The organism is Kluyvera ascorbata (genome assembly GCF_023195735.1).
GTDB classification, from domain to species: Bacteria; Pseudomonadota; Gammaproteobacteria; order Enterobacterales; family Enterobacteriaceae; genus Kluyvera; species Kluyvera ascorbata.
Genome location: NZ_CP096201.1, coordinates 992,376 through 1,018,177, shown reverse-complemented (window position 1 = coordinate 1,018,177; position 25,802 = coordinate 992,376). Strand labels below are relative to the sequence as shown.

25 protein-coding genes and 3 tRNA genes are annotated in these 25,802 nt (G+C 55.7%); 10 read left to right on the top strand and 18 right to left on the bottom strand.

Annotated elements, in window-relative coordinates:
* Positions 1 to 13 precede the first annotated feature (13 nt).
* The 8 genes from MY052_RS04900 to syd form a co-directional block, all read right to left on the bottom strand.
* Entirely contained in the window at positions 14 to 1,153 is a 1,140-nt protein-coding gene (locus tag MY052_RS04900) for a glycerate kinase (RefSeq protein ID WP_248538305.1), read from the bottom strand.
* 86 nt (positions 1,154 to 1,239) lie between these two features.
* Positions 1,240 to 2,580: a glucarate dehydratase gene (gene gudD, locus MY052_RS04895; protein WP_202217272.1), complete on the bottom strand. Its 1,341-nt coding sequence runs from the start codon at positions 2,578 to 2,580 to the stop codon at positions 1,240 to 1,242.
* A gap of 19 nt (positions 2,581 to 2,599) precedes the next feature.
* Positions 2,600 to 3,940: a glucarate dehydratase family protein gene (locus MY052_RS04890; RefSeq protein ID WP_248538899.1), complete on the bottom strand. Its 1,341-nt coding sequence runs from the start codon at positions 3,938 to 3,940 to the stop codon at positions 2,600 to 2,602.
* Entirely contained in the window at positions 3,940 to 5,295 is a 1,356-nt protein-coding gene (gene gudP, locus MY052_RS04885) for a galactarate/glucarate/glycerate transporter GudP (protein ID WP_123650601.1), read from the bottom strand. The genes MY052_RS04890 and gudP overlap by 1 nt, the downstream gene beginning before the upstream one ends.
* A gap of 478 nt (positions 5,296 to 5,773) precedes the next feature.
* On the bottom strand, positions 5,774 to 6,217 hold the full coding sequence (locus tag MY052_RS04880; protein ID WP_248538304.1) for a flavodoxin: 444 nt from the start codon (positions 6,215 to 6,217) through the stop codon (positions 5,774 to 5,776).
* A 15-nt stretch (positions 6,218 to 6,232) separates the two neighbouring features.
* Positions 6,233 to 7,015, bottom strand: a complete 783-nt coding sequence (truC, locus tag MY052_RS04875; RefSeq protein WP_035892837.1) for a tRNA pseudouridine(65) synthase TruC — start codon at positions 7,013 to 7,015, stop codon at positions 6,233 to 6,235.
* A complete protein-coding gene (locus tag MY052_RS04870) occupies positions 7,015 to 7,344 on the bottom strand; it encodes a YqcC family protein (protein WP_035892835.1) in 330 nt (109 codons plus the stop codon). Before MY052_RS04870 ends, truC begins: the two co-directional genes overlap by 1 nt.
* Positions 7,345 to 7,977: 633 nt before the next feature.
* Positions 7,978 to 8,523: a SecY-interacting protein gene (syd, locus tag MY052_RS04865; protein ID WP_202217270.1), complete on the bottom strand. Its 546-nt coding sequence runs from the start codon at positions 8,521 to 8,523 to the stop codon at positions 7,978 to 7,980.
* Positions 8,524 to 8,592: 69 nt separating this feature from the next.
* Here syd and queF point away from each other — a divergent pair, with 69 nt between their 5' ends.
* The 5 genes from queF to xni all read left to right on the top strand — a co-directional run bounded on the left by queF (position 8,593) and on the right by xni (position 15,006).
* A complete protein-coding gene (gene queF / locus MY052_RS04860; protein ID WP_248538303.1) occupies positions 8,593 to 9,438 on the top strand; it encodes an NADPH-dependent 7-cyano-7-deazaguanine reductase QueF in 846 nt (281 codons plus the stop codon).
* 115 nt (positions 9,439 to 9,553) lie between these two features.
* On the top strand, positions 9,554 to 10,918 hold the full coding sequence (gene ppnN / locus MY052_RS04855; RefSeq protein ID WP_035892831.1) for a nucleotide 5'-monophosphate nucleosidase PpnN: 1,365 nt from the start codon (positions 9,554 to 9,556) through the stop codon (positions 10,916 to 10,918).
* A gap of 501 nt (positions 10,919 to 11,419) precedes the next feature.
* Entirely contained in the window at positions 11,420 to 12,709 is a 1,290-nt protein-coding gene (locus MY052_RS04850; protein ID WP_035892829.1) for an HAAAP family serine/threonine permease, read from the top strand.
* 53 nt (positions 12,710 to 12,762) lie between these two features.
* A complete protein-coding gene (locus MY052_RS04845) occupies positions 12,763 to 14,130 on the top strand; it encodes an L-serine ammonia-lyase (RefSeq protein WP_248538302.1) in 1,368 nt (455 codons plus the stop codon).
* A gap of 120 nt (positions 14,131 to 14,250) precedes the next feature.
* Positions 14,251 to 15,006 carry a flap endonuclease Xni gene (gene xni / locus MY052_RS04840; protein WP_248538301.1) on the top strand — a complete coding sequence of 252 codons (756 nt, stop codon included), beginning with the start codon at positions 14,251 to 14,253 and terminating at the stop codon, positions 15,004 to 15,006.
* Positions 15,007 to 15,070: 64 nt separating this feature from the next.
* On the opposite strand, the gene rlmM is transcribed toward xni, so the two are convergent.
* The 4 genes from rlmM to MY052_RS04820 form a co-directional block, all read right to left on the bottom strand.
* Positions 15,071 to 16,171, bottom strand: a complete 1,101-nt coding sequence (rlmM, locus tag MY052_RS04835; protein ID WP_202217268.1) for a 23S rRNA (cytidine(2498)-2'-O)-methyltransferase RlmM — start codon at positions 16,169 to 16,171, stop codon at positions 15,071 to 15,073.
* Positions 16,164 to 16,559, bottom strand: a complete 396-nt coding sequence (locus MY052_RS04830; protein ID WP_123650616.1) for a DUF423 domain-containing protein — start codon at positions 16,557 to 16,559, stop codon at positions 16,164 to 16,166. The genes rlmM and MY052_RS04830 overlap by 8 nt, the downstream gene beginning before the upstream one ends.
* Positions 16,560 to 16,578: 19 nt before the next feature.
* A complete protein-coding gene (gcvA, locus tag MY052_RS04825; protein ID WP_035892823.1) occupies positions 16,579 to 17,496 on the bottom strand; it encodes a glycine cleavage system transcriptional regulator GcvA in 918 nt (305 codons plus the stop codon).
* Positions 17,497 to 17,849: 353 nt separating this feature from the next.
* Complete coding sequence (locus tag MY052_RS04820) at positions 17,850 to 18,077, bottom strand: YgdI/YgdR family lipoprotein (protein ID WP_035892822.1); 228 nt, start codon at positions 18,075 to 18,077, stop codon at positions 17,850 to 17,852.
* A gap of 192 nt (positions 18,078 to 18,269) precedes the next feature.
* Here MY052_RS04820 and csdA point away from each other — a divergent pair, with 192 nt between their 5' ends.
* A complete protein-coding gene (gene csdA / locus MY052_RS04815) occupies positions 18,270 to 19,475 on the top strand; it encodes a cysteine desulfurase CsdA (RefSeq protein ID WP_202217267.1) in 1,206 nt (401 codons plus the stop codon).
* Complete coding sequence (gene csdE, locus MY052_RS04810; protein ID WP_248538300.1) at positions 19,475 to 19,924, top strand: cysteine desulfurase sulfur acceptor subunit CsdE; 450 nt, start codon at positions 19,475 to 19,477, stop codon at positions 19,922 to 19,924. The genes csdA and csdE overlap by 1 nt, the downstream gene beginning before the upstream one ends.
* On the opposite strand, the gene tcdA is transcribed toward csdE, so the two are convergent.
* Positions 19,909 to 20,721 (bottom strand): tRNA cyclic N6-threonylcarbamoyladenosine(37) synthase TcdA, encoded by an 813-nt coding sequence (gene tcdA, locus MY052_RS04805; protein WP_035892819.1) that lies wholly within the window; start codon positions 20,719 to 20,721, stop codon positions 19,909 to 19,911. The two genes, csdE and tcdA, sit on opposite strands and share 16 nt — an antisense overlap.
* Before the next feature lie 82 nt (positions 20,722 to 20,803).
* Positions 20,804 to 21,901: a murein transglycosylase A gene (gene mltA, locus MY052_RS04800; RefSeq protein WP_035892818.1), complete on the bottom strand. Its 1,098-nt coding sequence runs from the start codon at positions 21,899 to 21,901 to the stop codon at positions 20,804 to 20,806.
* A gap of 207 nt (positions 21,902 to 22,108) precedes the next feature.
* Between mltA and MY052_RS04795 the strand changes: the two genes are divergently transcribed.
* From MY052_RS04795 to MY052_RS04785, 3 genes are all read left to right on the top strand, one after another.
* Positions 22,109 to 22,185, top strand: a tRNA-Met gene (locus MY052_RS04795).
* 48 nt (positions 22,186 to 22,233) lie between these two features.
* A tRNA-Met gene (locus MY052_RS04790) sits at positions 22,234 to 22,310 on the top strand.
* Between the two features lie 44 nt (positions 22,311 to 22,354).
* A tRNA-Met gene (locus MY052_RS04785) sits at positions 22,355 to 22,431 on the top strand.
* Between the two features lie 95 nt (positions 22,432 to 22,526).
* Here MY052_RS04785 and MY052_RS04780 read toward each other — a convergent pair.
* The 4 genes from MY052_RS04780 to MY052_RS04765 are packed head-to-tail and all read right to left on the bottom strand — an operon-like array spanning position 22,527 to position 25,801.
* A complete protein-coding gene (locus MY052_RS04780) occupies positions 22,527 to 24,044 on the bottom strand; it encodes a cobyric acid synthase (RefSeq protein WP_248538299.1) in 1,518 nt (505 codons plus the stop codon).
* A complete protein-coding gene (locus tag MY052_RS04775) occupies positions 24,041 to 24,847 on the bottom strand; it encodes an energy-coupling factor ABC transporter ATP-binding protein (protein ID WP_248538298.1) in 807 nt (268 codons plus the stop codon). The genes MY052_RS04780 and MY052_RS04775 overlap by 4 nt, the downstream gene beginning before the upstream one ends.
* An 8-nt stretch (positions 24,848 to 24,855) precedes the next feature.
* Positions 24,856 to 25,533 carry an energy-coupling factor ABC transporter transmembrane protein gene (locus MY052_RS04770; protein WP_248538898.1) on the bottom strand — a complete coding sequence of 226 codons (678 nt, stop codon included), beginning with the start codon at positions 25,531 to 25,533 and terminating at the stop codon, positions 24,856 to 24,858.
* Positions 25,520 to 25,801, bottom strand: coding sequence for an energy-coupling factor ABC transporter substrate-binding protein (locus MY052_RS04765; protein ID WP_035895318.1), 282 nt, complete (start codon positions 25,799 to 25,801; stop codon positions 25,520 to 25,522). Before MY052_RS04765 ends, MY052_RS04770 begins: the two co-directional genes overlap by 14 nt.
* Position 25,802: the final 1 nt, after the last annotated feature.

Genomic DNA, 25,802 nt, shown 5'->3' with positions numbered 1-25,802 from the left:
TGCCTTATCCGGCCTACAGTTCTTGCCCTAATTTAATGGCGGCGGCAATATTCCGCGCCGCCATTCTCACGTTCTCACCCGCTTCCGACAGAGCTTCTTCCAGGGTGCAAATGCGATACATCACGCTGAACACCGCGTCAATACCGTGCTGGTGCACCACACCGACGTCCGGCGTCAGGCTTCCGGCAATCCCAATCACCGGAATACGGTAGCGCTTCGCCACCTTCGCCACGCCTACCGGCACTTTGCCATGAATCGTCTGGCTATCCATGCGCCCTTCGCCGGTAATCACCAGACTGGCATCCGCCACCAGCGCGTCAAGGTGCAGCGCATCGGTCACAATCTCAATCCCCGGACGCAGCGCTGCGCCGCAGAATGCATGCAACGCCGCCCCCATCCCCCCCGCCTTGCCGCCGCCCTCAAGCGTCAGCACGTCGCGGCCTAAATCTCGTTGAATACACCCCGCATAGTGCGCCAGGGCGCGATCCAGGAACGCGACCATCTCCGGCGTCGCCCCCTTTTGCGGGCCAAACACCGCTGAGGCACCCTCTTCACCGGTCAATGGGTTGGTGACATCACAGGCGACATCAATCTGACAGCGCGACAGTCTGCTATCCAATCCGCTGATATCAATGGTTGCCAGCGTCTCCAGCCCGGCACCGCCCGGTGCAATAGGCTGGCCGCTCGCGGTCAGCAGTCGGGCACCCAGCGCCTGCACCATTCCGGCACCACCGTCGTTGGTCGCGCTACCGCCAAGACCAATGATGATACGGCTAACGCCGCATTCCAACGCGTGACGAATAAGCTCTCCGGTTCCCCAGGAGGTGGTTTTCAGCGGGTTACGCTGAGCCACAGGTACGCTCTCCAGACCGCTTGCCGCCGCCATTTCAATAAACGCGCATCGGTTATCGCCGGAAATACCGTAGAAACCCCGCACGGGAGAGCCCAAAGGCCCAGTGACCTCTACGTCGACAACTCGCCCCTGCGTTGCCGCCACCATCGCTTCTACGGTACCTTCGCCACCGTCGGCAACCGGCAGTTTGACGTACTGCGCATCGGGGAAAATCTCGCGAAAACCGTCCTCTATCGCACAGGCAACATCCAGCGCGCTCAGGCTTTCCTTGTATGAGTCAGGGGCAATCACAATCTTCATGGGCTGTCCTTATGCGAATTTGCGGCAGTGCTCTGCACACCAGAGTATACAGAACACTGCCGACTCCAATGGAGTCGGCAGTAAGCTTAGCGCACCATGCAAGGACGTTTGTTATCAAATGTCCAGTTCGGGATCAGATACTGCATTCCCATCGCGTCATCGCGTGCGCCGAGTCCGTGCTTTTTGTACAGCGCATTGGCCTTCATCACTTGGTCCATATCCAACTCAACGCCCAGACCCGGTTTGTTCGGTACCTGCACCATACCGCCTTTGATTTCAAACGGTTCTTTGGTCAGGCGCTGATTACCTTCCTGCCAAATCCAGTGGGTGTCAATCGCGGTGATTTTCCCTGGTGCGGCGGCAGCCACGTGGGTGAACATCGCCAGCGAAATATCGAAGTGGTTGTTAGAATGCGAGCCCCAGGTCAGGCCAAACTCATGGCACATCTGTGCCACGCGTACCGAGCCCTGCATGGTCCAGAAGTGCGGGTCCGCCAGCGGAATATCCACCGATTGCAGAGACAGCGTATGGCCCATCTGACGCCAGTCGGTGGCAATCATATTGGTGGCGGTTGGCAGCCCCGTAGCACGGCGGAATTCCGCCATCACTTCACGACCGGAGAAGCCCTGCTCAGCGCCGCACGGATCTTCAGCGTAGGCCAGCGATCCTTTCAGGTATTTACCGATCTGGATCGCTTCATTCAACGACCATGCGCCGTTTGGATCCAGCGTCACGCGCGCCTGCGGGAAACGTTTTGCCAGCGCCACGATAGACTCAGCTTCTTCTTCACCTGCCAGCACGCCGCCTTTCAGCTTAAAGTCGTTGAAGCCGTACTTTTCATACGCCGCTTCTGCGAGGCGCACTACTGCATCCGGGGTCATGGCTTCGTCATGGCGCAGTCGATACCAGTCGCATTTCTCGTCCGGCTGACTCTGATACGGCAGCGGCGTGGCTTTACGGTTACCGACGAAGAACAGGTAGCCCAGCATCTCTACTTCGCTACGCTGTTGACCGTCGCCCAGCAGGGACGCTACGTTAACGCCCAGATGCTGACCCAGAAGATCGAGCATCGCCGCTTCAATTCCCGTCACCACATGAATCGTGGTACGTAGGTCAAAGGTTTGCAGGCCGCGACCGGTCGCATCGCGGTCGGCAAAGGTGCTGCGCACGGTATTCAGTACGTTTTTGTACTCGCCGAGGGTTTTCCCCACCACCAGCGGAATGGCGTCTTCGAGGGTCAGGCGAATTTTCTCACCGCCGGGGATCTCCCCAACCCCCGTGTGCCCTGCGTTATCCTTGATAATCACAATATTGCGGGTAAAGAACGGCGCATGCGCTCCGCTCAGATTCATCAGCATGCTGTCGTGACCAGCAACCGGAATAACCTGCATCGAAGTGACTACTGGCGTTGAAGTTTGCATCGTCATTGTTCAATCCTTTCTTAAATTAATTGCGGCCGAAAACAGGGCGTTTACGGTCAAAGGTCCAGCCGGGAATCAGATACTGCATCGGGCCAGCGTCGTTACGTGCGCCCCCTGGCAGTTTTTTGTAGGCTTCATGCGCCCGATGAATCTGCTCCCAGTCCAGCTCTACGCCAAGCCCAGGCGCATCAGGTACGGCAATCTTACCGTCCTTAATCTGGAGTGGATTTTTGGTCAGGCGGGCATCACCTTCTTGCCAAATCCAGTGGGTATCAATGGCGGTTGGGTTACCCGGCGCAGCGGCACCGACATGGGTAAACATCGCCAGGGAAATATCAAAATGGTTGTTAGAGTGGCAGCCCCAGGTAAGCCCCCAATCGTCGCAAAGTTGGGCGACGCGAACCGCCCCGGAGAGCGTCCAGAAGTGCGGGTCGGCAAGGGGAATGTCGACTGAATTTAGCATCACCGCGTGCCCCATTTCTCGCCAGTTGGTGGCAATCATATTAGTCGCCACCGGCAGGCCGGTTGCGCGGCGAAACTCCGCCATCACTTCACGACCGGAGAATCCTTGTTCTGCGCCACAGGGGTCTTCTGCATAGGTCAGCACATCGTTCAACCCTTTGCACAGCGAAATAGCTTCATCTAGCAGCCAGGCGCCGTTAGGATCAACCGTAATACGCGCGTCCGGGAACTGCTTTTTCAACTCCCGTACCGATTCAATCTCCTGCTCACCCGGCAATACACCGCCCTTTAGCTTGAAATCTTTAAAACCGTAACGATCCTGAGAGGCCTGCGCAAGACGCAGCACCGCGTCGCTGTTCAGCGCTTCCTGATGACGCAGGTGGTACCATTCGTGGTTGCCCGGTGTACTCTCCAGATAGGGCAAATCGGTCTTCGTACGATTCCCTATATAGAACAGGTAGCCCAGCACCGTGACCGCATCACGTTGTTTACCCGGCCCCAACAGTTCACACACCGGGACGTTCAGCGCTTTGCCCAATAGATCAAGCAGCGCCGCCTCTAGCGCGGCCACTGCGTTCACCCGCAGTTCAAACGTCCACGCGCCTTTACCAAAAGTATCAAAATCAGCAGACTGGTTGCCTTTATGCACCCGCTGCACCACTTTGTTCAGCCGCGCAACTTCCTGCCCCAATACCATCGGGATGGCATCGAGCAGCGTCTGATAAATCACCTCACCGCCCGGCGCTTCGCCTACGCCGGTATTCCCGGCGTTATCAGTTAACACCACAATATTTCGCGTGAACCAGGCATTGTGCGCGCCGCCAATGTTCAGCAGCATGCTGTCATGTCCGGCGACCGGAATGACTTTCATGTCCGTAATGATGGGGCTTGATTGTGTATTCATCATGCACGTCCCGTTATTGGTTTAAGTTCCACACGTTTGATATCGCCCACCAGCACCAGATAACTCAGAATCGCCACGAGCGCATGAATCCCCACATAAATCAGCGCACCGTTGAAGGAGCCGGTGGTCCCAACGATGTAGCCAATCGCGATTGGCGTTACGATGCCGGAAATATTGCCGAACATGTTGAACAGGCCACCGGACAGACCGCTGATCTCTTTCGGTGCCGTATCGGCCATCACCGCCCAACCCAGCGCACCGATACCTTTTCCGAAGAAGGCTAAAGCCATAAAGCCGATAATCATCCACTCAGCGTTGACGTAGTTACAGAACACCATCACCATCGATAACAGCATTCCCAGCACGATAGGCGTTTTACGCGCCACGTTGAGCGAGCCGGTGCGACGCATCAGCCAGTCAGAGATAATCCCGCCCAATACGCCGCCCGCAAAACCGCATACCGCCGGAACTGAGGCAACGAAACCGGCTTTGAGAATCGACATGCCGCGAGCCTGCACCAGATAAACCGGGAACCAGGTGATAAAGAAGTAGGTTAAGGCGTTGATACAGTACTGACCGATGTAAATGCCAATCATCATGCGGGAGCCAATTAACTGTTTAATCTGCCCCCATTTTTCGCTGAAAGGAACCTTCGTCTTAGGGCCTTTCTGATCCATGTTAATCAGCGCGCCGCCCTCAGCAATGTACTCCAGCTCTTTTTTGTTCACGCCTGGGTGCTGATTTGGCTCGTGAATCACTTTCATCCAGACAAAGCTGATAACGATCCCCAGACCGCCCATAAAGAAGAAGACGTGTGACCAACCCACCTCATGGGTTAACCAGCCCATGATCGGGGCGAAGATCACGGTCGCGAAGTACTGCGCGGAGTTAAAAATAGCAACCGCCGTTCCCCTCTCCTGAGCCGGGAACCAGGCCGCGACAATACGGCTGTTGCCCGGGAAGGATGGCGATTCAGCAAGCCCGACGAGAAAACGCAAGGTAAAGAGCGCGATAATGATGCCAAAACCGCTAAAGATGTCGACAAATCCCTGTAACAGGGTGAAAACCGACCAGATAAAGATAGACCAGAAATAGACGCGTTTAGAGCCGAAGCGATCAAGCAACCAACCGCCTGGAATTTGGCCAATAACATAGGCCCATGAAAATGCTGAAAAAACATAACCCATACCGACAGGGTCAAGGCCAATATCTTTGGCCATCTCTGAGCCGGCGATGGAAAGCGTCGCACGGTCACCGTAGTTGAACGAGGTGACGATAAACAGCATCACCACAATCCAATAGCGAGCATTCGTCCGTTTTTCAACGGCGCTCGCGGTCTGACTCAATGAACTCATTGTTGTACTCCTGAATTATAGCTTTTCGCTACATTCATTCTGAACAGCACAACCTGTAGGGTAATCAGAATGACGTATTTGTGTTTTATGCAGTATGTCGTTGCACTACTGCTTTTTAGTAACTGGCAGGAGAAAGTATAAAAAGAGGACTGCGTCGTCTCACTGTTCAAACGCACAGCATTTTCGTTCACTTAATGATAAATTTTCAGCATAAGCCCAATAACCTGGGCAGTCGCTCACGAAAATGAAAAACGCAGCCCTCTCATTCGAGGGGAAAGGCAGGAGCGTGAAACGCTTCTCTTGACGTTGTGAAAACGCCAGGCAAAGCCGCTATAAAAATAGGGTTTTAGGGCAAACGCCAGATGTGGGGCAGGAGAAGAGCCGTTATGATCTCTTTTGTCGTTGGTTTACAAAGGATTGGCTGGCAGCACGAACAAGGAGGCCCTCTGCGTAGGGAGAGGGCAGCCCTGTGATTTGGTTATTTCAGCAGCGTTGCCCACTGCTCAACCCACAGATTGGAAACGCTCTCCGGCTCCGGGTCTTCAGACGCATCAATCATCAGCATTTCGCCAATGCGCTGTGCGCCCTGTTCCTGTAAAAGCGCATCAAACCGCTTACCGCCACCGCAGAAATTGGCATAGGTGCTATCACCCAGCGCGATAATGCCATAGCGCAGATGCGGCTGATACATATCCTGCAGATCGTTAAACAGCGGTACGATGCTGTCAGGTAAATCGCCTTGTCCGGTTGTGGAAGTCACCACCAGCACGTACTTCCCGGTGTAGCTTTCCCAATCAGAGACCATCGGGTCTTCAAATACCGTCGCTTTGTGACCAAGACCGCTCAGAATGGTTTCTGCTTCTTCCGCCACCAACAGCGAATTGCCGTACATGGTGCCGACAAAAATCCCTACTTCAGCCATGATTTAACTCCCTGTTTACTTCTGGATAGCTTCATCCTGACCGCAGTCGCTCACAAACTCAACCCTTTCATTCTCAGGGAGAAGCCCACGCCAGCCGAAATGTGATAAAGCCTGCATCCAGACGTCATCTAGCCCGGCGCGAATGGTCAGCGGCTCACCGGTAAACGGGTGCGTTAATGAGAGTTGGCTGGCATGAAGCATTAAACGGTGACAGCCAAAATGCTCGGCACCGCTGCGATTCTGGCGCAGGTCGCCGTGCTTGCTGTCGCCAATAATCGGGTGACGAAGATGCGCCAGATGGCGGCGTAACTGATGCTTACGGCCGGTTTTCGGCTCCAGCTCGACCAGCCCATAGCGGGTGGTAGGATAACGGCCTGTAGGCACCGGCATTTCCACCGTCGCCAGCCCACGATAATGGGTCACCGCCGGCTGCGGGTCTTTATTCTCGCGGGCAAACTTATCGGCAATTTTGTCGAGTTCTTCCACCAACGGATAGTCGAGAATGGCCTCGTCCATCAGCCAACCGCGCACGATAGCATGGTAGCGCTTCTGCATCTGGTGCTGTTCAAACTGCTGGGATAGCAGGCGGCCCGCTTCGCTGGAAAGCCCCATTAAAAGGACGCCAGAGGTTGGGCGGTCAAGGCGATGGGCGGTGAAAACGTGCTGGCCAATCTGGTCGCGCACCGTTTGCATCACCACGACTTTTTCATCGCGGTCGAGCCAGCTACGATGTACCAGCCAGCCGGACGGTTTGTTCACCGCCACCAGCCACTCATCCTGGTAAATAATTTCCAGCATCAGTGCGTATCGCTCACGAAGAAGGCATCCAGCTGTTCCAGCGGCGGCAGAATGATCGCGCGCAGCGGGTGTGCAGCATCCAGCGCCATTTCATAGTATGGGGCGATAGCAAAACCGGTTGGCAGCGGCATTTCACTATCGAGCAATTGGTGCATGCGCGGAATCAGCACCCATTGCAGCCACTCTAACGGCTCCAGCGTATCCATGCAGAATGGCTGATCGCTGGCGAATGCGCTCTCATGCGGTGCGGTCTCTTGCCAGTGTTGATGCTGGCGCATCAGGGTTTCAATAAGCAGTAGTTGATCGCGTAAGCTGTCGTGGCGTGTCATGGAAACCTCAGAGGAAACAAAATCGGGCGCAGGATATCACTAGTTGGCGGGAAACAAAAAAAGGGAGCACTGTAAAAACAGTGCTCCCGGTTCGTTTCGCAGCAATCCAGCTACTTTTGGTGCTCCCTGCTCGTCCGTGACAACTTTTCCTGTGGTCTCCTGACCATGTTCATCCATAAACGGTTGCTTCCTGCATCACACCACCCCGATGTGATTTCACCCAATCCTTGAGTGTGTCCTGATCTTCCTGATCCACCAGATATCCTGTCTGGCTCTCATTCTCCGTCCTGGAGGTGTCCTTTAACGCGTTCCTGCGTTGTCCTTTTGCTTCATCCTGAAGCCTTTCCTTGAATCACCTTCCCGGTGTGTCCTATGAAGTGCCATCATCCTAATGTTCACTTCATTGTGCGACTCCCTGTCGACGTAGATAGAATCCGCTATTCCGCCCCGTCTTACAAGTGCTTGTGAGACAACTCCTTAAGACTTACCTGAGCAATCACATGCTTAATATTTGCATACTATATTGATATAAAAGGAAATTACTAAATGAGTAGGATGAGTGTCTTACTTATCTTCTGGCGATCTCTCACAAGGCGTGTAAGAGATCTCTCACAAAGTGATGGGCAAACTGTCTTACAGGATAGGCTCAAGTTGAGTCAGGAAACTCGCAAGGGACGACGCTAAAGGCAGGCGATTACGGGTGCCGAGCGTCTCTTTGATGACTTCACCGGTCACATTACAGACGGAAATCACGTCTAGCTCGCTGTCGAGCGTCGCGATAAACAGCGTCGGTGAAAGTTTAAGTCGTTTTTGCGTGACCAGGTGACCAATCAGGTTTTCCTGCACGCGACGAAAGTCGTCAGGGCTCCACGCCTGCAGCAACATCAGGGTTTCTCCCATAAACATTGCGCGCATATCACCCGCATACTGGGTGGTATAATAGGTGTGAATGGGTTGTTGTACCACAATGTCCATTGCGCGTTCAACGCCATTTACATTTTGCTCGCCGTCGAACGGCTGCGGCTGCCAGAGCACCTCATCATCGGTCGTCGAGACCTGGCACGGGGACGGAATGCCGTAAAGTTCCTCGCTGCGCGGCAGGCTGTTGTGCTCACGCTGCCAGGCATCGCAATAGCGTTGGGTAAAAGCGTGTAATGCTTCTGCGGTCTGCTGATCCACGAATTTCTCTCTTCAGGTTAGCCAGGATACACTAGAAACAATAGTGTACCTGCTTTGTAACGGTGAAACATGTCTTCTTATGAGAACCATCAGGCGTTGTCTGGCCTGACCCTGGGTAAAACCACAGATTATCGCGATACCTACGATGCCTCGCTGCTTCAGGGCGTACCGCGCAGCTTAAACCGCGACCCGCTCGGGCTGCACGCCGATACCTTGCCGTTTCATGGCGCGGATATCTGGACGCTGTATGAACTCTCCTGGCTGAATGCCAAAGGGCTGCCGCAGGTGGCCGTTGGCCACGTCGAGCTAAGCCACGCGACGGTCAATCTGGTGGAGTCCAAAAGCTTCAAGCTGTACCTCAACAGCTTCAACCAGACGCGTTTTGATAGCTGGGAAGCGGTGCAGCAGACGCTGGAACGCGACCTGTGCGCCTGCGCTGAAGGCCAGGTGACCGTTGCGCTGTATCGCATTGACGAGCTGGAAGGTCAGCCTATTGCCCACTTCCACGGTAGCTGCATTGATAATCAGGATATCGAGATTGAGAGCTACGAATTTAACGCCGATTATCTCGACGGCGCGGCCGGTGAGAAGGTGGTGCAAGAGACGCTGGTCAGCCATCTGCTGAAATCAAACTGCCTTATCACCCATCAGCCGGACTGGGGCTCAGTGCAGATTCAATACCGTGGTCCGCAAATCGACCGCGAGAAGCTGCTGCGCTACCTGGTGTCGTTCCGCCATCACAACGAATTCCACGAGCAGTGCGTCGAACGTATCTTCAATGACATCCTGCGTTTCTGCGCGCCGGAGAGCCTGAGCGTTTACGCACGCTATACGCGCCGCGGCGGTCTGGATATTAATCCGTGGCGCTCAAACGGTGAATTTGTTCCAGCCATTGGCCGACTGGTGCGCCAGTAAGCTTAACAAATTCTCAATTTTGCGCGCTTTGTTCCGCGCTGAGGTTGTAGAAAACAGGCCAGCGAGGCTATTGTAATCAGCAAGGAAGACGATTTTCGTCCCGTAAGGAGTTCACTTGATTACACATATTAGCCCGCTTGGCTCAATGGATATGTTGTCGCAGCTGGAAGTTGACATGCTTAAACGCACGGCCAGCAGCGACCTGTATCAATTGTTCCGTAACTGTTCTTTGGCCGTACTGAACTCAGGTAGCCTGACCGATAACAGCAAAGAGCTGCTGTCCCGTTTTGAAAGCTTCGACATTAACGTGCTGCGCCGCGAGCGCGGTGTGAAGCTTGAGCTTATCAATCCGCCGGAAGACGCCTTCGTTGATGGGCGAATTATTCGCTCGCTGCAGGCCAACCTGTTTGCCGTGCTACGCGACATCCTTTTCGTCTATGGGCAAATTCATAACACCGTCCGCTTCCCGAACCTCGATCTGGAAAGCTCAACCCACATTACTAACCTGGTGTTTTCGATTCTGCGTAACGCCCGCGCGTTGCACGTTGGCGAAGCGCCGAGCATGGTAGTGTGCTGGGGCGGTCACTCCATTAATGAAAACGAATACCTGTACGCTCGCCGCGTCGGTAATCAGCTTGGCCTGCGCGAGCTAAACATCTGTACCGGCTGTGGTCCGGGTGCAATGGAAGCGCCGATGAAAGGTGCCGCAGTGGGTCACGCGCAGCAGCGCTATAAAGAAGGCCGCTTTATCGGCATGACCGAGCCGTCCATTATTGCCGCTGAGCCACCTAACCCGCTGGTGAACGAACTGATCATCATGCCGGATATCGAAAAACGTCTGGAAGCCTTTGTCCGTATTGCCCACGGGATAATCATCTTCCCTGGCGGCGTCGGTACGGCGGAAGAGCTGCTGTATCTGCTGGGCATTCTGATGAACCCAGCGAACAAAGACCAGGTGCTGCCGCTTATCCTCACCGGCCCGAAAGAGAGCGCCGACTACTTCCGCGTGCTGGACGATTTTGTCGTGCATACGCTCGGCGAAGGCGCGCGCCGCCATTACAAAATCATCATTGATGATGAAGTCGAAGTGGCGCGGCAGATGAAGAAAGCGATGCCGCTGGTGAAAGAGAACCGTCGCGATACCGGTGATGCCTACAGCTTTAACTGGTCGATTCGCATTGCGCCAGACCTGCAAATGCCGTTCGAGCCGTCACACGAAAACATGGCTAGCCTGAAGCTCTATCCGGATCAGCCGGTTGAAGTACTGGCCGCCGACCTGCGACGCGCCTTCTCCGGCATCGTGGCGGGTAACGTGAAGGAAGTGGGCATTCGCGCTATCGAAGAGTTTGGGCCGTATAAGATCCACGGTGATAAAGAGATGATGCGCCGTATGGATGAACTGCTGCAGGGCTTCGTCGCCCAGCATCGTATGAAACTGCCCGGCTCGGCCTACATTCCCTGCTACGAAATCTGCGCCTGAGTCTGACCTCAGCGTAATTCACTCCCCTTCCGGCGGTCTTTTCCGCCGGAATTCTCCCCAAAATAACCCGCTTAACCCCGCCTATTCATTCACAGCCAATCGTTTGCGTATGTTATCCGACCACATATTATTAGTCATAGTTATGTTTAAGCGCTAAAAAACGCCATTTTCACCATTTTTATCAGCAAAAACATCGTATTTACCCCCTCCACCATTTACCACACATACTGCGAATGGTAGCCTTCGCGACCATTAATTTCTGCATATGTTGCAATTACAGGAAAAATACCTGCAATAACCCACACTGAAAGTGGATTATTACATTTGCGATCATGATCACTGATACATTTACCAGTTAAATGTACATTTGCGCTCGTCTAAAACGGCATCGGGTAAAAATCACAAAAAAGCCGGTGCTTATAAAATTTAATATTGGTTTTAACGTTCTTTTTATTTTATTTGACTAAAAAATTAGCATTTTCCTTCCTCCAGGAGATACAGATGGAAAACACTCAAACCAGCACTATCGTCACAGCAGAATCTGCTAGCGGATGGCGCAAAACAGATACAATGTGGATGCTGGGTCTTTACGGTACCGCAATTGGCGCGGGCGTACTGTTCCTGCCAATTAACGCCGGCGTTGGCGGCATGATCCCGCTTATCATCATGGCTATCCTTGCGTTCCCAATGACTTTCTTCGCACACCGCGGCCTGACCCGCTTCGTGCTGTCCGGTAAAAACCCGGGCGAAGACATCACTGAAGTGGTTGAAGAGCACTTTGGTATCGGCGCAGGTAAACTGATTACCCTGCTCTACTTCTTCGCTATCTACCCAATCCTGCTGGTTTACAGCGTAGCAATCACCAACACCGTTGAGAGCTTCCTGGCTCACCAGCTGCACATCACGCCGCCACCGCGCGCGCTGCTGTCGCTGATTCTGATCGTCGGTATGATGACCATCGTTCGCTTCGGTGAGCAGATGATTGTTAAAGCGATGAGCATCCTGGTGTTCCCGTTTGTTGCGGCCCTGATGGTGCTGGCTCTGTATCTGATCCCACAGTGGAGCGGTGCGGCGCTGGAAACGCTGTCCTTCAGCAGCGCAGCCTCTACCGGCAACGGCCTGTGGATGACCCTGTGGCTGGCAATCCCGGTTATGGTGTTCTCCTTCAACCACTCACCAATCATCTCCTCCTTCGCGGTCGCGAAGCGTGAAGAATACGGCCAGGGCGCAGAGAAAAAATGCTCCTCTATTCTGGCTCGTGCTCACGTGATGATGGTGCTGACCGTTATGTTCTTCGTCTTCAGCTGCGTACTGAGCCTGTCCCCAGCGGACCTGGCGGCGGCAAAAGAGCAGAACATCTCCATCCTGTCTTACCTGGCGAACCACTTCAACGCGCCGGTCATTGCCTGGATGGCACCGATTATCGCGATTATCGCTATCACCAAATCCTTCCTGGGCCACTACCTGGGCGCACGCGAAGGCTTTAACGGTATGGTTATCAAGTCTCTGCGTAGCAAAGGCAAAACCATCGAAATCAACAAACTGAACAAAATCACTGCGCTGTTCATGCTGATTACCACCTGGATCGTGGCAACCTTGAACCCAAGCATCCTGGGGATGATTGAAACCCTGGGCGGCCCAATCATCGCAATGATTCTGTTCCTGATGCCGATGTATGCCATTCAGAAAGTACCGGCAATGCGTAAGTACAGCGGTCACATCAGCAACGTCTTCGTTGTCCTGATGGGTCTCATCGCTATCTCCGCCATCTCCTACTCTCTGTTTAGTTAATCACCCTGCGCCGTCCCTCGGGGCGGCGCACTTCAATACCATAGGGACGCCTCATGATTAGCGTATTCGATATTTTCAAAATCGGCATTGGTCCTTCCAGCTCACACACCGTGGGGCCAATGAAAGCAGGCAAACAGTTCACGGACGACTTGATTGCGCGTGGGATCCTCAATGATATTACTCGCGTAGTCGTCGATGTTTACGGCTCACTCTCTCTGACCGGTAAAGGTCACCATACCGATATCGCCATCATTATGGGTCTGGCAGGAAATCTGCCTGATACGGTTGATATCGACGCTATCCCGTCGTTTATCCAGGACGTGAACACCCACGGTCGCCTGATGCTGGCCAACGGTCAGCACGAAGTGGAGTTCCCGGTTGACCAGTGCATGAACTTCCATGCCGACAACCTCTCCCTGCATGAAAACGGCATGCGCATTACCGCATTGGCGGGCGACAACGCCGTTTACAGCAAAACCTATTATTCCATCGGCGGTGGCTTTATCGTCGATGAAGAGCACTTCGGTCAGACGACTGAAGCGCCAGTTGCCGTACCTTACCCGTACAAAAACGCCACCGATTTGCAGCGTCACTGCAACGAAACCGGACTGTCGCTCTCCGGCCTGATGATGCAAAACGAACTGGCGCTGCACAGCAAAGAAGAGCTGGAAAAGCACTTCGCTGACGTCTGGGCAGTGATGAAGGGTGGTATCGAACACGGCACCACCACTGAAGGTGTCCTGCCGGGTAAACTGCGCGTTCCGCGCCGCGCCGCCGCGCTGCGTCGTATGCTGGTAAGCCAGGATAAAATCAGCAGCGACCCAATGGCAGTTGTCGACTGGATCAACATGTTCGCGCTGGCCGTTAACGAAGAGAACGCCGCCGGTGGCCGCGTGGTAACGGCACCAACCAACGGCGCCTGTGGGATTGTTCCTGCGGTGCTGGCGTACTACGACAAGTTTATCCGTGAAGTGAACGCTAACTCGCTGGCGCGCTACATGCTGGTCGCGAGCGCGATTGGCTCACTGTACAAGATGAACGCTTCTATCTCCGGTGCCGAAGTGGGCTGTCAGGGTGAGGTCGGCGTAGCCTGCTCCATGGCCGCTGCGGGTCTGGCTGAACTGCTAGGCGCAAGCCCTGCGCAGGTATGCATCGCCGCAGAAATCGGTATGGAACATAACCTCGGCCTGACCTGCGACCCGGTTGCCGGCCAGGTACAGGTACCGTGCATCGAGCGTAACGCCATTGCTTCAGTCAAAGCGGTGAACGCCGCACGTATGGCGCTTCGCCGTACCAGCGAGCCGCGCGTATGCCTCGATAAAGTTATCGAGACTATGTACGAAACAGGCAAAGACATGAATGCCAAGTATCGCGAAACCTCTCGCGGCGGCCTGGCGATGAAAGTGGTCGCCTGCGACTAACGTCATCCCCCAGAGGCCTCGTGCAGTTTTGCGAGGCCTCTTCCTGTTTTATCCCTCGCCAATAGCCTCACTGTGCCGTGAATGTTACCCTTGTCGCTCGAATCGTTAGGGAGAACACCTGTGGCCGTCCATTTGCTGATTGTTGATGCACTCAACCTGATACGCCGTATCCATGCCGTTCAGGGTTCCCCTTGTGTGGAAACCTGCCAGCACGCGCTGGATCTGCTGATTGCCCACAGCCAGCCGACTCACGCGGTGGCGGTGTTTGACGACGAGGCGCGCAATAGCGGCTGGCGTCACCAGCGCCTTCCTGACTACAAAGCGGGCCGTCCGCCCATGCCAGACGACCTGTATGCTGAAATGCCCGCGCTGCGCGCTGCCTTCGAGCTACGTGGCGTGCGCTGCTGGGTTTCCAGCGGAAACGAAGCCGACGATTTAGCGGCGACGCTAGCGGTGAAAGTCGCTGGAGCAGGCCATCAGGCCACCATCGTCTCCACCGATAAAGGCTACTGCCAGCTGCTCTCGCCCAACCTGCGCATTCGCGACTATTTCCAGAAGCGCTGGCTCGACGTGCCGTTTATCGAAAAAGAGTTCGGCGTCCAGCCGCATCAACTGCCGGACTACTGGGGGCTTGCTGGGATCAGCAGCTCGAAGGTGCCGGGAGTGGCGGGGATTGGCCCAAAGAGCGCTACCCAGTTGTTAACGCAGTTCCCGACGTTGGAGGCGCTGTATGCGCATCTGGATGATGTCCCGGAGAAGTGGCGCAAGAAACTGATTGAGCACCAGGAGATGGCGTTTTTATGCCGCGATATCGCGCGGCTGGAGACAGATTTGCATATCGATGGCAATTTGCAGCAGTTAAGGCTTAACCGATAACGCCGCCCCCGATGCAGGCTCGGAGCTAACCCCGGCGTCGCTGCGCTCGGCCGGGCTACAATCATTAACGCTCGTCGCGACGACCGCCGACGGCGGCCCACAGACGGCGTACGTGAACGGTCACTTCTTCGCGGTCATGGTACAGCTGGCGCGCCTGAATCTGGGCGTTAATCCCGTTTTCATCAAGCCTTGCCTGGATGTGCGCCAGGTTCTGCGACAGCTCTTCATAGCGCTTTTTCATCGGCAGCTTGAGGTTGAAGATGGTCTCACGGCACCAGCCGTTCACCAGCCAATCGGCCATCAGCGCCGCCACTTTCGCCGGCTTCTCAACCATATCGCACACCATCCACGAGATGTTGCTGCGGGTTGGGCGGTAGCGGAAACCATCTTCACGCAGCCAGGTCACCTGGCCGGTGTCCATCAGGCTCTGCGCCATTGGGCCGTTATCCACTGAAGAAACCCACATGTTGCGTTTCACCAGCTGATAGGTCCAGCCGCCAGGGCACGCGCCCAGATCGACCGCGTACATGCCGTTTGCCAGACGCTCGTCCCACTCGTCGGCCGGAATAAAGACGTGGAACGCCTCTTCCAGCTTCAGGGTTGAGCGGCTTGGGGCATCGGCCGGGAACTTCAGGCGTGGAATCCCCATGTAGAACGGTGAGTTGTTGTTGCTATAGGAGTACCCGGTATAACAGCAGCCCGGCGCAATAAAGAACACGTGCACCACCGGACGCTTAGTGGTCTCGTACGGCGCCAGCACGTTAGCTTCACGTAGCGCAGCGCGCAGCGGCACGGTGAACTTACGGCAGAACTTCATCAGCTCTTTGCTTTCATTGGTGTCTGCCACTTCAACGCGCAGATCGCCACCTTTCTCCACCACGCCTTGCAGCATACCGACAACCGGCGTTACGCGGTCTTCGGCAGGTAAATCTTTCAGCAGTTCGCCAACCACAATCATCTGGCGGGCAAACACCAGCGAGCTAAACGGCAGCTCACGCGCCAGCTTGTCGGCGTCCCCATCCTGATAGCATTCGAAAATCACATAGCCGGAGTTATCTTTAACGCGCGCAAAGCCAAACACTTCGCGGCGACCGGCTTTATCGGTAATTTCCGCAGCACACTCTTTCTCAAACCCAGGGCGGCAATACAGCACAACCTTATTCATGAACAACACCCTTACGCTTAAGTCGAATCGCACCAATCAACATCAAAACCCAACCGGCAAGGAAGCTGACGCCGCCCACCGGGGTAACATACGCCCACAGGCGTAAATGGGAGAGCGCAAGGCAGTACAGGCTACCGCTGAACATCACGGTGCCCAGCGCCAGAAATACGCTGCTCCAGTAGAACCAGATACTAATGCGGCGCTGCATCGCGACCGCCAGTCCAAAAATCGCCAACGTGTGAAATGCCTGATATTCCAGACCGGTCTGGATCCAACCCATTTCGACAACGCCCAACGATTTACTCAGCACGTGCGCGCCAAACGCGCCCAGTGCGACAAAAATAAAGCCACTGATTGCGGCAAAAATCAGCATAAAACGGCTGGTCATGGTATTACCCTAAATTCATTTATTGTTCGTAACGGAAACGGAACGTTTCTTGTTCATTCGCCGCTTTCGCCAGAATCCACTGACGAAAGGCCGCTATTTTACCCAGTTCAGCCTGACTGTCATGACAAACCAGATAAAATGCATTCTTACTGACCAGAACATCATTAAACGGGCACACCAGACGGCCTGCCTCAATCTCCGACTGCGCCATCACGTTATTCGCGAGCGCAACCCCCTGTCCGTGGATGGCAGCCTGTAGCACCATAGCGCTATGGCTGAAGATCGGTCCCTGTTGTACGTTAATATGAGTGAGCCCCAGCTGGCGCGTATACGTTTGCCAGTCGCGGCGGGAAGCATCGTGCAGCAGCGTGTGTTTTGCCAGGTCAGCGGGCGTTTTTAACGCTTTCTCGCCGGTCAGCAGCAGCGGAGAACAGACGGGGAGCAGATACTCGGCGTACAGTTTTTCCACGCGCAGCCCCGGCCAGTTGCCGCGGCCATAAAAAATCGCCACGTCGACATCGTCCGCCAGCTTGTCTTCCTGACGGTCTACGGCCTGGATTCTGACATCAATTCCCGGATAAGCTGAGTTAAAGCTTGAGAGACGCGGCACCAGCCACTGAATAGCAAAACTGGGCAATAAACTAACGGTTAACGCCCCTTTCGCGCTTCGTGCCTGTAGTTTACGCGTTGCCTCTGTTAATTGCGAAAAGATCTCTTTGATGTCCTGAAAATAGCTCTGCCCTTCTTCGGTCAAAAGCAGAGAACGATTGCGCCGCCGAAACAGCTTCAACCCCAGAAAATCCTCAAGAGACTTGATTTGGTGGCTTACTGCGGCCTGCGTCACAAAAAGCTCATCGGCCGCGCGAGTGAAGCTTAAATGGCGTGCGGCTGCATCAAATACACGTAATGCATTAAGTGGTGGCAAACGCTTTGACATGGTCCCAGAACTCAATTGTTAATTGATTTTAACAAATAGGAAACAACAGTTAACCTATTAGTTTTTTTTATCTGAGCCATTATAATTTGTCCGTTGAGCTTCTACCAGCAAATACCTATCATGGCGGCACTTCCTGAGCCGGAACGAGAAGCTTTTTTTGGAATGCGTGTTCTGAAGGGCTTTTGGCTTACGGTTGTGATGTTGTGTTGTTGTGTTTGCAATTGGTCTGCAATTCAGATCACGGTAGCAAGGCTACCCTTTTTCACTTCCTGTACATTTACCCTGTCTGTCCATAGTGATTAATGTAGCACCGCCTAATTGCGGTGCTTTTTTTTGCCTGGACGATCGCCTTTTTATTTCTCCAGCGCAACCATCTCTTTCACTTCGCTGTGGTTAATCTGCTGTTTCACACCGTTCGCATCTTTATACGAAATCAAACCAGTATCATTATCCGTCTGAGGTTTCCCTTCAGACACGATGCTTCGGCCATCATTAGTGTGTATCACGTAGTTCGGCCCCGCGCAGGCGCTCAGCGCGAAAGTCAGCATACAGGCAGAGAGTACGGCGGCAGTCTTTTTCATTTTGTTCTCCTTAAAGCGACTTATGCTATTCAATATTAGATTAACAACAGGGATTAATTTTTCCCCAACACTAAACAGCATAAGACACTGACGCGGCTTCGTATGCAGTTCCGGATAATTCCGACGATGAGCACAAGCCTTGTATCAACGCGCATTTTGCGCGACGATCTCCTTATTGATATGAGGAATTCCATGAACGCCTTCTCCCCAGCGCAGTTTCGCGCCCAGTTTCCCGCCCTGCACGATGCCGGGGTGTACCTTGATAGCGCCGCCACCGCGTTAAAACCGCAGGCGGTCATCGAGGCGACGACGCATTTCTACTCGCTGAGCGCGGGTAACGTCCACCGCAGCCAGTTTGCCGAAGCGCAGCGCCTGACGGCACGCTATGAAGCCGCACGCGACCAGGTGGCCCGCTGGCTCAACGCGCCAAGCGGCAAGGATATCGTCTGGACGCGCGGTACCACCGAAGCCATCAATATGGTGGCCCAGTGCTATGCACGCCCTCGCCTGCAGCCGGGCGATGAAATCATCGTCAGCGTCGCCGAGCACCATGCCAACCTGGTGCCATGGCTGATGGTGGCTGAACAGACCGGCGCAAAAATAGTCCAGCTGCCGCTGGGCGCAGACCGCCTGCCCGATATTGAACGACTCACCGCTCTGATCACCCCACGCAGCCGTATTCTGGCGCTGGGGCAAATGTCCAACGTCACCGGCGGTTGCCCGGACCTGGCCCGCGCTATCGCGCTCGCCCATCAGTCGAATATGGTCGTGATGGTCGACGGGGCGCAAGGTGCCGTCCACTTCCCGGCAGATGTGCAGGCGCTGGATATCGACTTCTACGCCTTTTCCGGCCATAAGCTCTACGGGCCCACCGGCATTGGCGCCTTGTACGGCAAAAGCGAGCTGCTCGACGCCATGACGCCGTGGCTCGGCGGCGGCAAAATGATCAGCGAAGTGACCTTCGACGGTTTCACCACTCAGCCGGTGCCTTATCGTCTGGAGGCCGGTACGCCAAACGTTGCCGGGGTGATTGGCCTCAGCGCGGCACTGGAGTGGCTGTCCGATATCGACATGGTACAGGCCGAATCCTGGAGCCGGGGTCTGGCGACGCTTGCGGAGGAAGAACTGGCAAAACGCCCGGGCTTCCGCTCTTTCCGCTGTCAGGACTCCAGCCTGCTGGCCTTTGATTTTGCTGGCGTTCACCACAGCGATATGGTGACGCTGCTGGCGGAATACGGCATTGCGCTGCGCGCCGGTCAGCACTGCGCTCAACCGCTGCTGGCGGCAATGGGCGTGAGCGGTACGCTGCGCGCCTCGTTTGCCCCTTACAATACGCAGGACGACGTACAGGCGCTGGTCAGCGCAGTCGACCGTGCGCTCGAACTTCTGGTGGACTAATGACGACGCCTTCACTCGCCGGGCACCCGTTCGGCACCACCGTAACGCCTGAAACGTTACGAAAACAGTTTGCGGCGCTTTCGCAGTGGGAAGAGAAATACCGCCAGCTGATCCTGTTAGGAAAACAGCTTCCAGCGCTGTCGGACGAGCTTAAAGCGCAGGCGCGCGAGATCCCCGGCTGCGAAAACCGCGTCTGGCTGGGCTATATCCAATCTCCAGACGGCACGCTGCACTTCTTTGGCGATAGCGAAGGAAGGATTGTACGTGGGCTGCTGGCGGTGCTGCTGACGGCGGCGGAAGGCAAACAGCCAGCGGAGATTCTGGCAGACGATCCGCTCAACCTGTTTGATGAACTGGGGCTACGCGGTCAACTGAGCGCCTCTCGCTCTCAGGGCCTGATGGCCCTGAGCGAGGCAATGATGGAAGCCGCGCGTCAGACGCTAGCCTGACGCTCCGCTTTCGCGAGCATTTTCTTCAGCGCATGGGAAACCGCCACGAAGCCAAAAGTGGCGGTGACCATCGTCGCTGCACCGAATCCAGCGGCGCAGTCCATCCGCTTCGGCCCTTCCGCCGTGCTTTTCATTGCACAGACCGAACCATCCGCCTGCGGGTAAACCAGCGCTTCAGTTGAGAACACGCAGTCGACGCCGAGCTTGCCTTTGCTGTTCTTCACCACGCCAAAATCGCTTTTCAGCCGCTCACGCAGCTTCGCCGCCAGCGGATCCTGAATGGTTTTCGCCAGATCGCTTACCTGAATCTGCGTTGGGTCAATCTGCCCGCCCGCGCCGCCGGTAGTAATCAATGGGACTTTATAGCGACGGCAGTAGGCAATCAGCGCGGCTTTCGGGCGAATGCTGTCGATAGCGTCCACCACGTAGCTGTAGCCCGCGCCCATGTACTCGGCGACGTTATCCGGCGTGACGAAATCGTCCACCACGGTGACGCGGCACTCAGGGTTTATCAGGCGAATACGCTCGGCCATCACTTCCGCTTTCGCCAGTCCGACGTTGCCGCCAAGGGCGTGGATCTGACGGTTGGTGTTGGTAACGCAAACGTCATCCATGTCGATAAGCGTGATCGCACCGATGCCGGTACGCGCCAGCGCTTCCGCCGCCCAACTACCTACGCCGCCAATACCGACCACGCACACATGCGCGTCTGCAAAGACCTGTAGCGCCTTTTCACCGTACAAACGTGCCGTGCCGCCAAAACGCTGGCGCCAGGCGTCACTGATAACCACAGACATAAAACCTCAAATTCATTGATATCGAGCGTTCCCGGCGTCGCGTTGCTCGGCCGGGCTACAAGACGCCGGGGAAATCACGGACTTAACCGCTAAACACATTCCCGCCGTTGGACGCTGTCTTCAGCACCCATACGCGCCCGTAGTGATTATACCAGCCCGCACGGTGCCCGGCATCCGGGCCGATGCCCTGGTAGATGTCAAAGTGCTGGCCTTTAATCGCGCCGCCGACGTCCAGCGCCACCATCAGGCGCAGCTCGTACTGGCCGTTAAACTTACCGTTATTGTCGAGCTGCGGCACTTCAGCCAGCAGCGTGGTGCCCGGCGGAATAATGCTGCGGTCAGACGCCACTGAAGCGCGGCCAATCAGCGGCACGGCGCTGGCGCCTTTCACCGGAGCAAACGACTGCGGTTTAAAGAAGACGAATGACGGGTTCTGCTCCAGCAGCTCGCGGACTTCCGCTTCGCTGTGGGTTTCGCCCCAGTGACGGATCGCCTGCATCGACATATCTTCGCGCTTCACTTCACCACGGTCGATCAGCACCTTGCCGATACTTTTATAGGGCCAGCCGTTTTTGCCGCTGTAGCTAAAGAAGTTCAGCGGCGAGCCGTCGCCGAAATCAATATAGCCGCTGCCCTGCACGTCCATGATGAAGTTATCCATCAGCGAATTACTGTAGGCCAGTATGTAGTTATCGCTCAGCCCACCGGCATAAATGCTCGCGCGGGACGGCAGCTTGCCGCGTTTAGGCGGCATACGGTAGATTGGATACTGGAATTCGCCCTGACGTGTATGACGAGCCTGGACAACCGGCGTGTAGTAGCCGGTAAACTGCACGTTGCCGTAGTTGTCGGTCCCTTCCATCTGCCAGGCGTCAATGCCGTACTGGCGCATGGTGCGGGTGTCGCCGCCCGCGAGCAGCCACTGCTGCACGGCGCTATAAAGGTTGCTCTGGTTGCCGTAGAGGCGCGGAGAGGCGTTACGAATCTCATTTAACTGCTGCGCAAAGTCGCCCGCGTTAATTGGCGCGCCGACGGCATCAGGTTGATTCACGAGTGAGAAAGGCTGGGTGAGTTTCCCGTCTTTATACTGTTGACCGCGATCGGTCGGTTTTGACGAACAGGCAGCCAGCATCGCCAGCATTGCACCCGTTGCCACATATTTGGCCCAACGTCCTTTCATGGTATTTTGTATTCCGCATTATCGAAAGTGCCCGGTGAAGATAACAAACCCCCAGGGGTATTTAAATGCGAACGCGAGGCCCAGTTACCAATTCGCACAAAAAAAACGCAAATTGCGCCACATACGTACAAGTTATAAAAAAATGAGTGATTTGCCACAAAAATGGTTGCAACAAATGCTGAGCGGAGTATAGTGCGCATCCACGGACGCGGGGTGGAGCAGCCTGGTAGCTCGTCGGGCTCATAACCCGAAGGTCGTCAGTTCAAATCTGGCCCCCGCAACCAATTAAAATCAGAAGCAGTAACGTTACTCGATGGAAGAGTAATGACGGACGCGGGGTGGAGCAGCCTGGTAGCTCGTCGGGCTCATAACCCGAAGGTCGTCGGTTCAAATCCGGCCCCCGCAACCAATTAAAATCTGATGCAAGTTTACTCGATGAAGAGTAAAGACGGACGCGGGGTGGAGCAGCCTGGTAGCTCGTCGGGCTCATAACCCGAAGGTCGTCGGTTCAAATCCGGCCCCCGCAACCAATTAAAATGGCACCCATGTGGGTGTTTTTTTTTGCCTGTCGTTCAGCTCTCGCTGCCAATCTACGCCACCCTTTCGAATGGCGCATACCCGCAAACTACGCTTCTTGATGCTCGCGCATAATCGTATAAATCTTTTCGATATCAATATGCTGGCGCATTGACGCCGCCAGAATATCAAACTGCTGCGTCTTATAGCGCGCATAGTGAAAATCACCGTCCAACGCCGCCAATCCTTTACGCTCACGCAGGCCGTTGACCAGCGTACGGGTAAATTCATCGCTATCAAACAGGCCGTGAAGATAGGTGCCCAAAACCAGCCCGTCCTCACTGACCGCGCCATCCGCGCTGTACTGGCCGTTTTTACACAGCTGCATCAGCGCACGACCGTCGTCTGACGGCGTGGTTTCACCCATATGAATTTCATAGCCGCGCAGCGGCAGACCAGAGACCGGCGCCAACCAGCCCGGTAGCGCATCGCCGAGCGTCGCGGTGGCCTGCGTGGTGGTTTTCGTCGGCGCAAAGCGCGTCACCACGTTCAGCAGCCCTAAACCGGGCAGCGTGCCCAGCCCCGACTCCACGTCATCGATGAGCGTATCACCCAACATCTGATAGCCGCCGCAGATACCCAGCACCGGCACGCCCTGACGCTGCGCCAGTAAAATCCCGTGCGCCAGCCCGCAATCCTGCAACCACAGCAAGTCGCCCAGCGTATTTTTACTGCCGGGCAGGATAATCAGGTCAGCGCCGGACAAATCTTCCGCATGACGGATATAGCGCACTCGCACATCCGGCTGCGCCGCCAGCGCGTTGAAGTCGGTAAAGTTAGAGATATGTGGCAGCTGCACCACCGCCACGTCAATCTCGTAAGCCCCCGCGTGGCGGTATTTGCCCTTTTGCAGCGCCACGCCGTCTTCATCTTCCAGGTCAACTTCCAGCCACGGCATCACGCCCAGCACCGGCACATGAGTCAGCGCTTCAATCTGTTCAATACCAGAGTGCAGCAACGCCACGTCGCCGCGAAACTTATTGATAATCACCCCTTTCACCCGCGCCCGCTCATGCTCGTGCAGCAGCGCTAGAGTGCCGTAGATAGCGGCAAACACGCCTCCGCGATCGATATCGGCCACCAGAATCACCGGACACTGTGCCATCTCGGCCATGCCCATATTGACGATATCGCGGTCGCGCAGGTTAATCTCCGCCGGGCTGCCCGCCCCTTCCAGCACCAGCACGTCAAACTCGCTCGCCAGGCTCTGGTAGACCGCCATGATCTGCTCGCGCAGGCGAGGCTTGTAGTCGTGATAGCTGACGGCATCCATGCTGGTTGCCACCTCACCCATCAGCACTATCTGCGCTTTGCGGTCGCTGGTTGGCTTAAGCAGAATCGGGTTCATCCGCACATCCGGCGCAATGCCCGCCGCTTCTGCCTGAAAAATCTGCGCGCGGCCCATCTCTTTGCCGTCCGGCGTAATGCCGGAATTGAGCGCCATATTCTGCGATTTAAACGGCGCGGTGCGCAGGCCATCCTGATAGAAAATACGGCACAGCCCCGCCACCAGCATGCTTTTGCCAACATCAGAGGCGGTGCCTTGCAGCATTATGGCCTGGGTCATCGATTTCCTCGTTCACGCATCTGACGGAAAAACTCCGTCTCAGTTTTACACAGCGGTAGCCCCAGCTCCGCATGCAGCTTCACCAGCCACGGTTGGCTCAGCCCCGCTTGTTCAATCAGCTCGGTACGGGCAAACACCTCGCCCGGCTCGCCCTCAGCCAGCACTTCGCCGTGGCGCAGCACGTATACCGCGTCGCTAACTTCATAAATTAAATCAATATCGTGGCTGGAAATCACCACATGATTTCCCTGCGCCACGATGCGTTTGATGATATCGATCATCTGCGCACGCCCGGACGGGTCCAGCCCGGCGGTCGGTTCATCCAGCAGCAGGTAACGCGCCTGTAATACCAGCGCACCGGCAATCGCCACCCGCTTTTTCTGCCCGTGGCTGAGGCACTGAATCGGCTGCTGACGGAAGTGCTGGGCATCAACCAGCGTCAGCGCGTCGTCTACCCGGCGGGCAATTTCCGCTTCCGGAACGCCCAGATTACGCAGACTAAAGGCGATATCGCTATCAATATCGGTGTAGAAAATCTGCTGGTCCGGGTCCTGGAATACGGTCGCCACCTGCTGGCGCAGCGCCAGCAGCCCGCGCTTACTGTAGTCCAGCGGTTTGCCCTGCCACAGCACCGCGCCCTGCTGAGGGCGCAGCAGCCCGCTGAGGTTCATAAACAGCGTCGATTTTCCGCAGCCGTTCGCCCCAACGAGGCCGGTGACGGCCTGGCGCGAGAAGTCCAGCGTCAGCCCTTTAAGCGTCGGTTCCTGCTGGTAGCGAAACCAGAGGTCAGTGGTAGCCAGCATGGCGTTCCTTAGAGGTGAAAATCACCCTGATACAGTTTGATATCCAGTACGGTACTCATCTGCTGATAGCGGATTAAAACGCGCGTAAACAATAGGCTGACCAGCATCGCCAGCGAGCGGTAGCCCAGACGGACGTTGCGATAACCAAAGCGCAGCGTCTGCGCCCGGTGGATCGCCATCGCCTCGTCCAGCAGGATAAAGATAAAGCGCCAGGTCAGCAGGATCTGCTCGATCAGCAGGCGCGGCACCCGTCCGCGTTTGAGCAGCACGATAAGCTGCGGGAACGGCAGATTCAACACCAGCCAAAAGGTCGCGGATAATGCGGCCAGGCTGCGCCAGAAGGTCGCGTTGGCTGTCGCAAGCCCGGCGGCGGTGACGCCGAGCGAGAACGAACCCAGCGGCACGCTCACCAGCAGCGCGTGCGGGTCGCGGCTGAAGCTAAAAACAATCGTCACCACGCCTACCAGCAGAAAGCCCAGCGGCAGCGCCATCCAGCGAAGCCAGCGCCATAGAGAGATACGCAGCAGCCAGCAGGTAAAACCCGCCGTCAGCGCCATCAACAGCGCCTGCCCCAGCGGCGGCAGGCTAAAGGCCAGCACCATCATTAGCAGCCAGAGCAGAAACTTTCGCTCTGGCTGCACGTGAAACCAGCGGCTTTGGTAACTCAGCCTATCAAGCCCGGTCATCATGGCGCTGGCGGCCCTTGTAGTAGCCGAGAATATAGAAAATCACCGCCGCGCCGAGGGAGCCCTGCAGGGTAAACAGCAGACTTTCAATTTCGCCGCTTGCCGGTTCATAGAGCGGCTGGAACCACGGTTTGTAGCCTGGATCAACGGCGGTAATTACGCCTTCAGCCTGATCGTCAGAACCACCGTATTCACCACCGTGGTTGATAAAGAACGGCAGGATAACCAGCGCAATCACCATCGCCAGCAGGATTAATGTCTTTTTCATC

Coding starts and splice junctions, on each gene's coding strand:
- csdE (WP_248538300.1), top strand. CDS start 19,475: ATGACGACGCCTTCACTCGCCGGGCACCCGTTCGGCACCACCGTAACG.
- mltA (WP_035892818.1), bottom strand. CDS start 21,901: ATGAAAGGACGTTGGGCCAAATATGTGGCAACGGGTGCAATGCTGGCG.
- queF (WP_248538303.1), top strand. CDS start 8,593: ATGTCTTCTTATGAGAACCATCAGGCGTTGTCTGGCCTGACCCTGGGT.
- MY052_RS04820 (WP_035892822.1), bottom strand. CDS start 18,077: ATGAAAAAGACTGCCGCCGTACTCTCTGCCTGTATGCTGACTTTCGCG.
- MY052_RS04775 (WP_248538298.1), bottom strand. CDS start 24,847: ATGCTGGCTACCACTGACCTCTGGTTTCGCTACCAGCAGGAACCGACG.
- MY052_RS04770 (WP_248538898.1), bottom strand. CDS start 25,533: ATGACCGGGCTTGATAGGCTGAGTTACCAAAGCCGCTGGTTTCACGTG.
- gudD (WP_202217272.1), bottom strand. CDS start 2,580: ATGACGATGCAAACTTCAACGCCAGTAGTCACTTCGATGCAGGTTATT.
- truC (WP_035892837.1), bottom strand. CDS start 7,015: ATGCTGGAAATTATTTACCAGGATGAGTGGCTGGTGGCGGTGAACAAA.
- MY052_RS04870 (WP_035892835.1), bottom strand. CDS start 7,344: ATGACACGCCACGACAGCTTACGCGATCAACTACTGCTTATTGAAACC.
- rlmM (WP_202217268.1), bottom strand. CDS start 16,171: ATGAATAAGGTTGTGCTGTATTGCCGCCCTGGGTTTGAGAAAGAGTGT.
- MY052_RS04900 (WP_248538305.1), bottom strand. CDS start 1,153: ATGAAGATTGTGATTGCCCCTGACTCATACAAGGAAAGCCTGAGCGCG.
- gudP (WP_123650601.1), bottom strand. CDS start 5,295: ATGAGTTCATTGAGTCAGACCGCGAGCGCCGTTGAAAAACGGACGAAT.
- MY052_RS04830 (WP_123650616.1), bottom strand. CDS start 16,559: ATGACCAGCCGTTTTATGCTGATTTTTGCCGCAATCAGTGGCTTTATT.
- MY052_RS04845 (WP_248538302.1), top strand. CDS start 12,763: ATGATTAGCGTATTCGATATTTTCAAAATCGGCATTGGTCCTTCCAGC.
- tcdA (WP_035892819.1), bottom strand. CDS start 20,721: ATGTCTGTGGTTATCAGTGACGCCTGGCGCCAGCGTTTTGGCGGCACG.
- MY052_RS04850 (WP_035892829.1), top strand. CDS start 11,420: ATGGAAAACACTCAAACCAGCACTATCGTCACAGCAGAATCTGCTAGC.
- MY052_RS04765 (WP_035895318.1), bottom strand. CDS start 25,801: ATGAAAAAGACATTAATCCTGCTGGCGATGGTGATTGCGCTGGTTATC.
- gcvA (WP_035892823.1), bottom strand. CDS start 17,496: ATGTCAAAGCGTTTGCCACCACTTAATGCATTACGTGTATTTGATGCA.
- MY052_RS04780 (WP_248538299.1), bottom strand. CDS start 24,044: ATGACCCAGGCCATAATGCTGCAAGGCACCGCCTCTGATGTTGGCAAA.
- MY052_RS04890 (WP_248538899.1), bottom strand. CDS start 3,940: ATGAATACACAATCAAGCCCCATCATTACGGACATGAAAGTCATTCCG.
- MY052_RS04880 (WP_248538304.1), bottom strand. CDS start 6,217: ATGGCTGAAGTAGGGATTTTTGTCGGCACCATGTACGGCAATTCGCTG.
- csdA (WP_202217267.1), top strand. CDS start 18,270: ATGAACGCCTTCTCCCCAGCGCAGTTTCGCGCCCAGTTTCCCGCCCTG.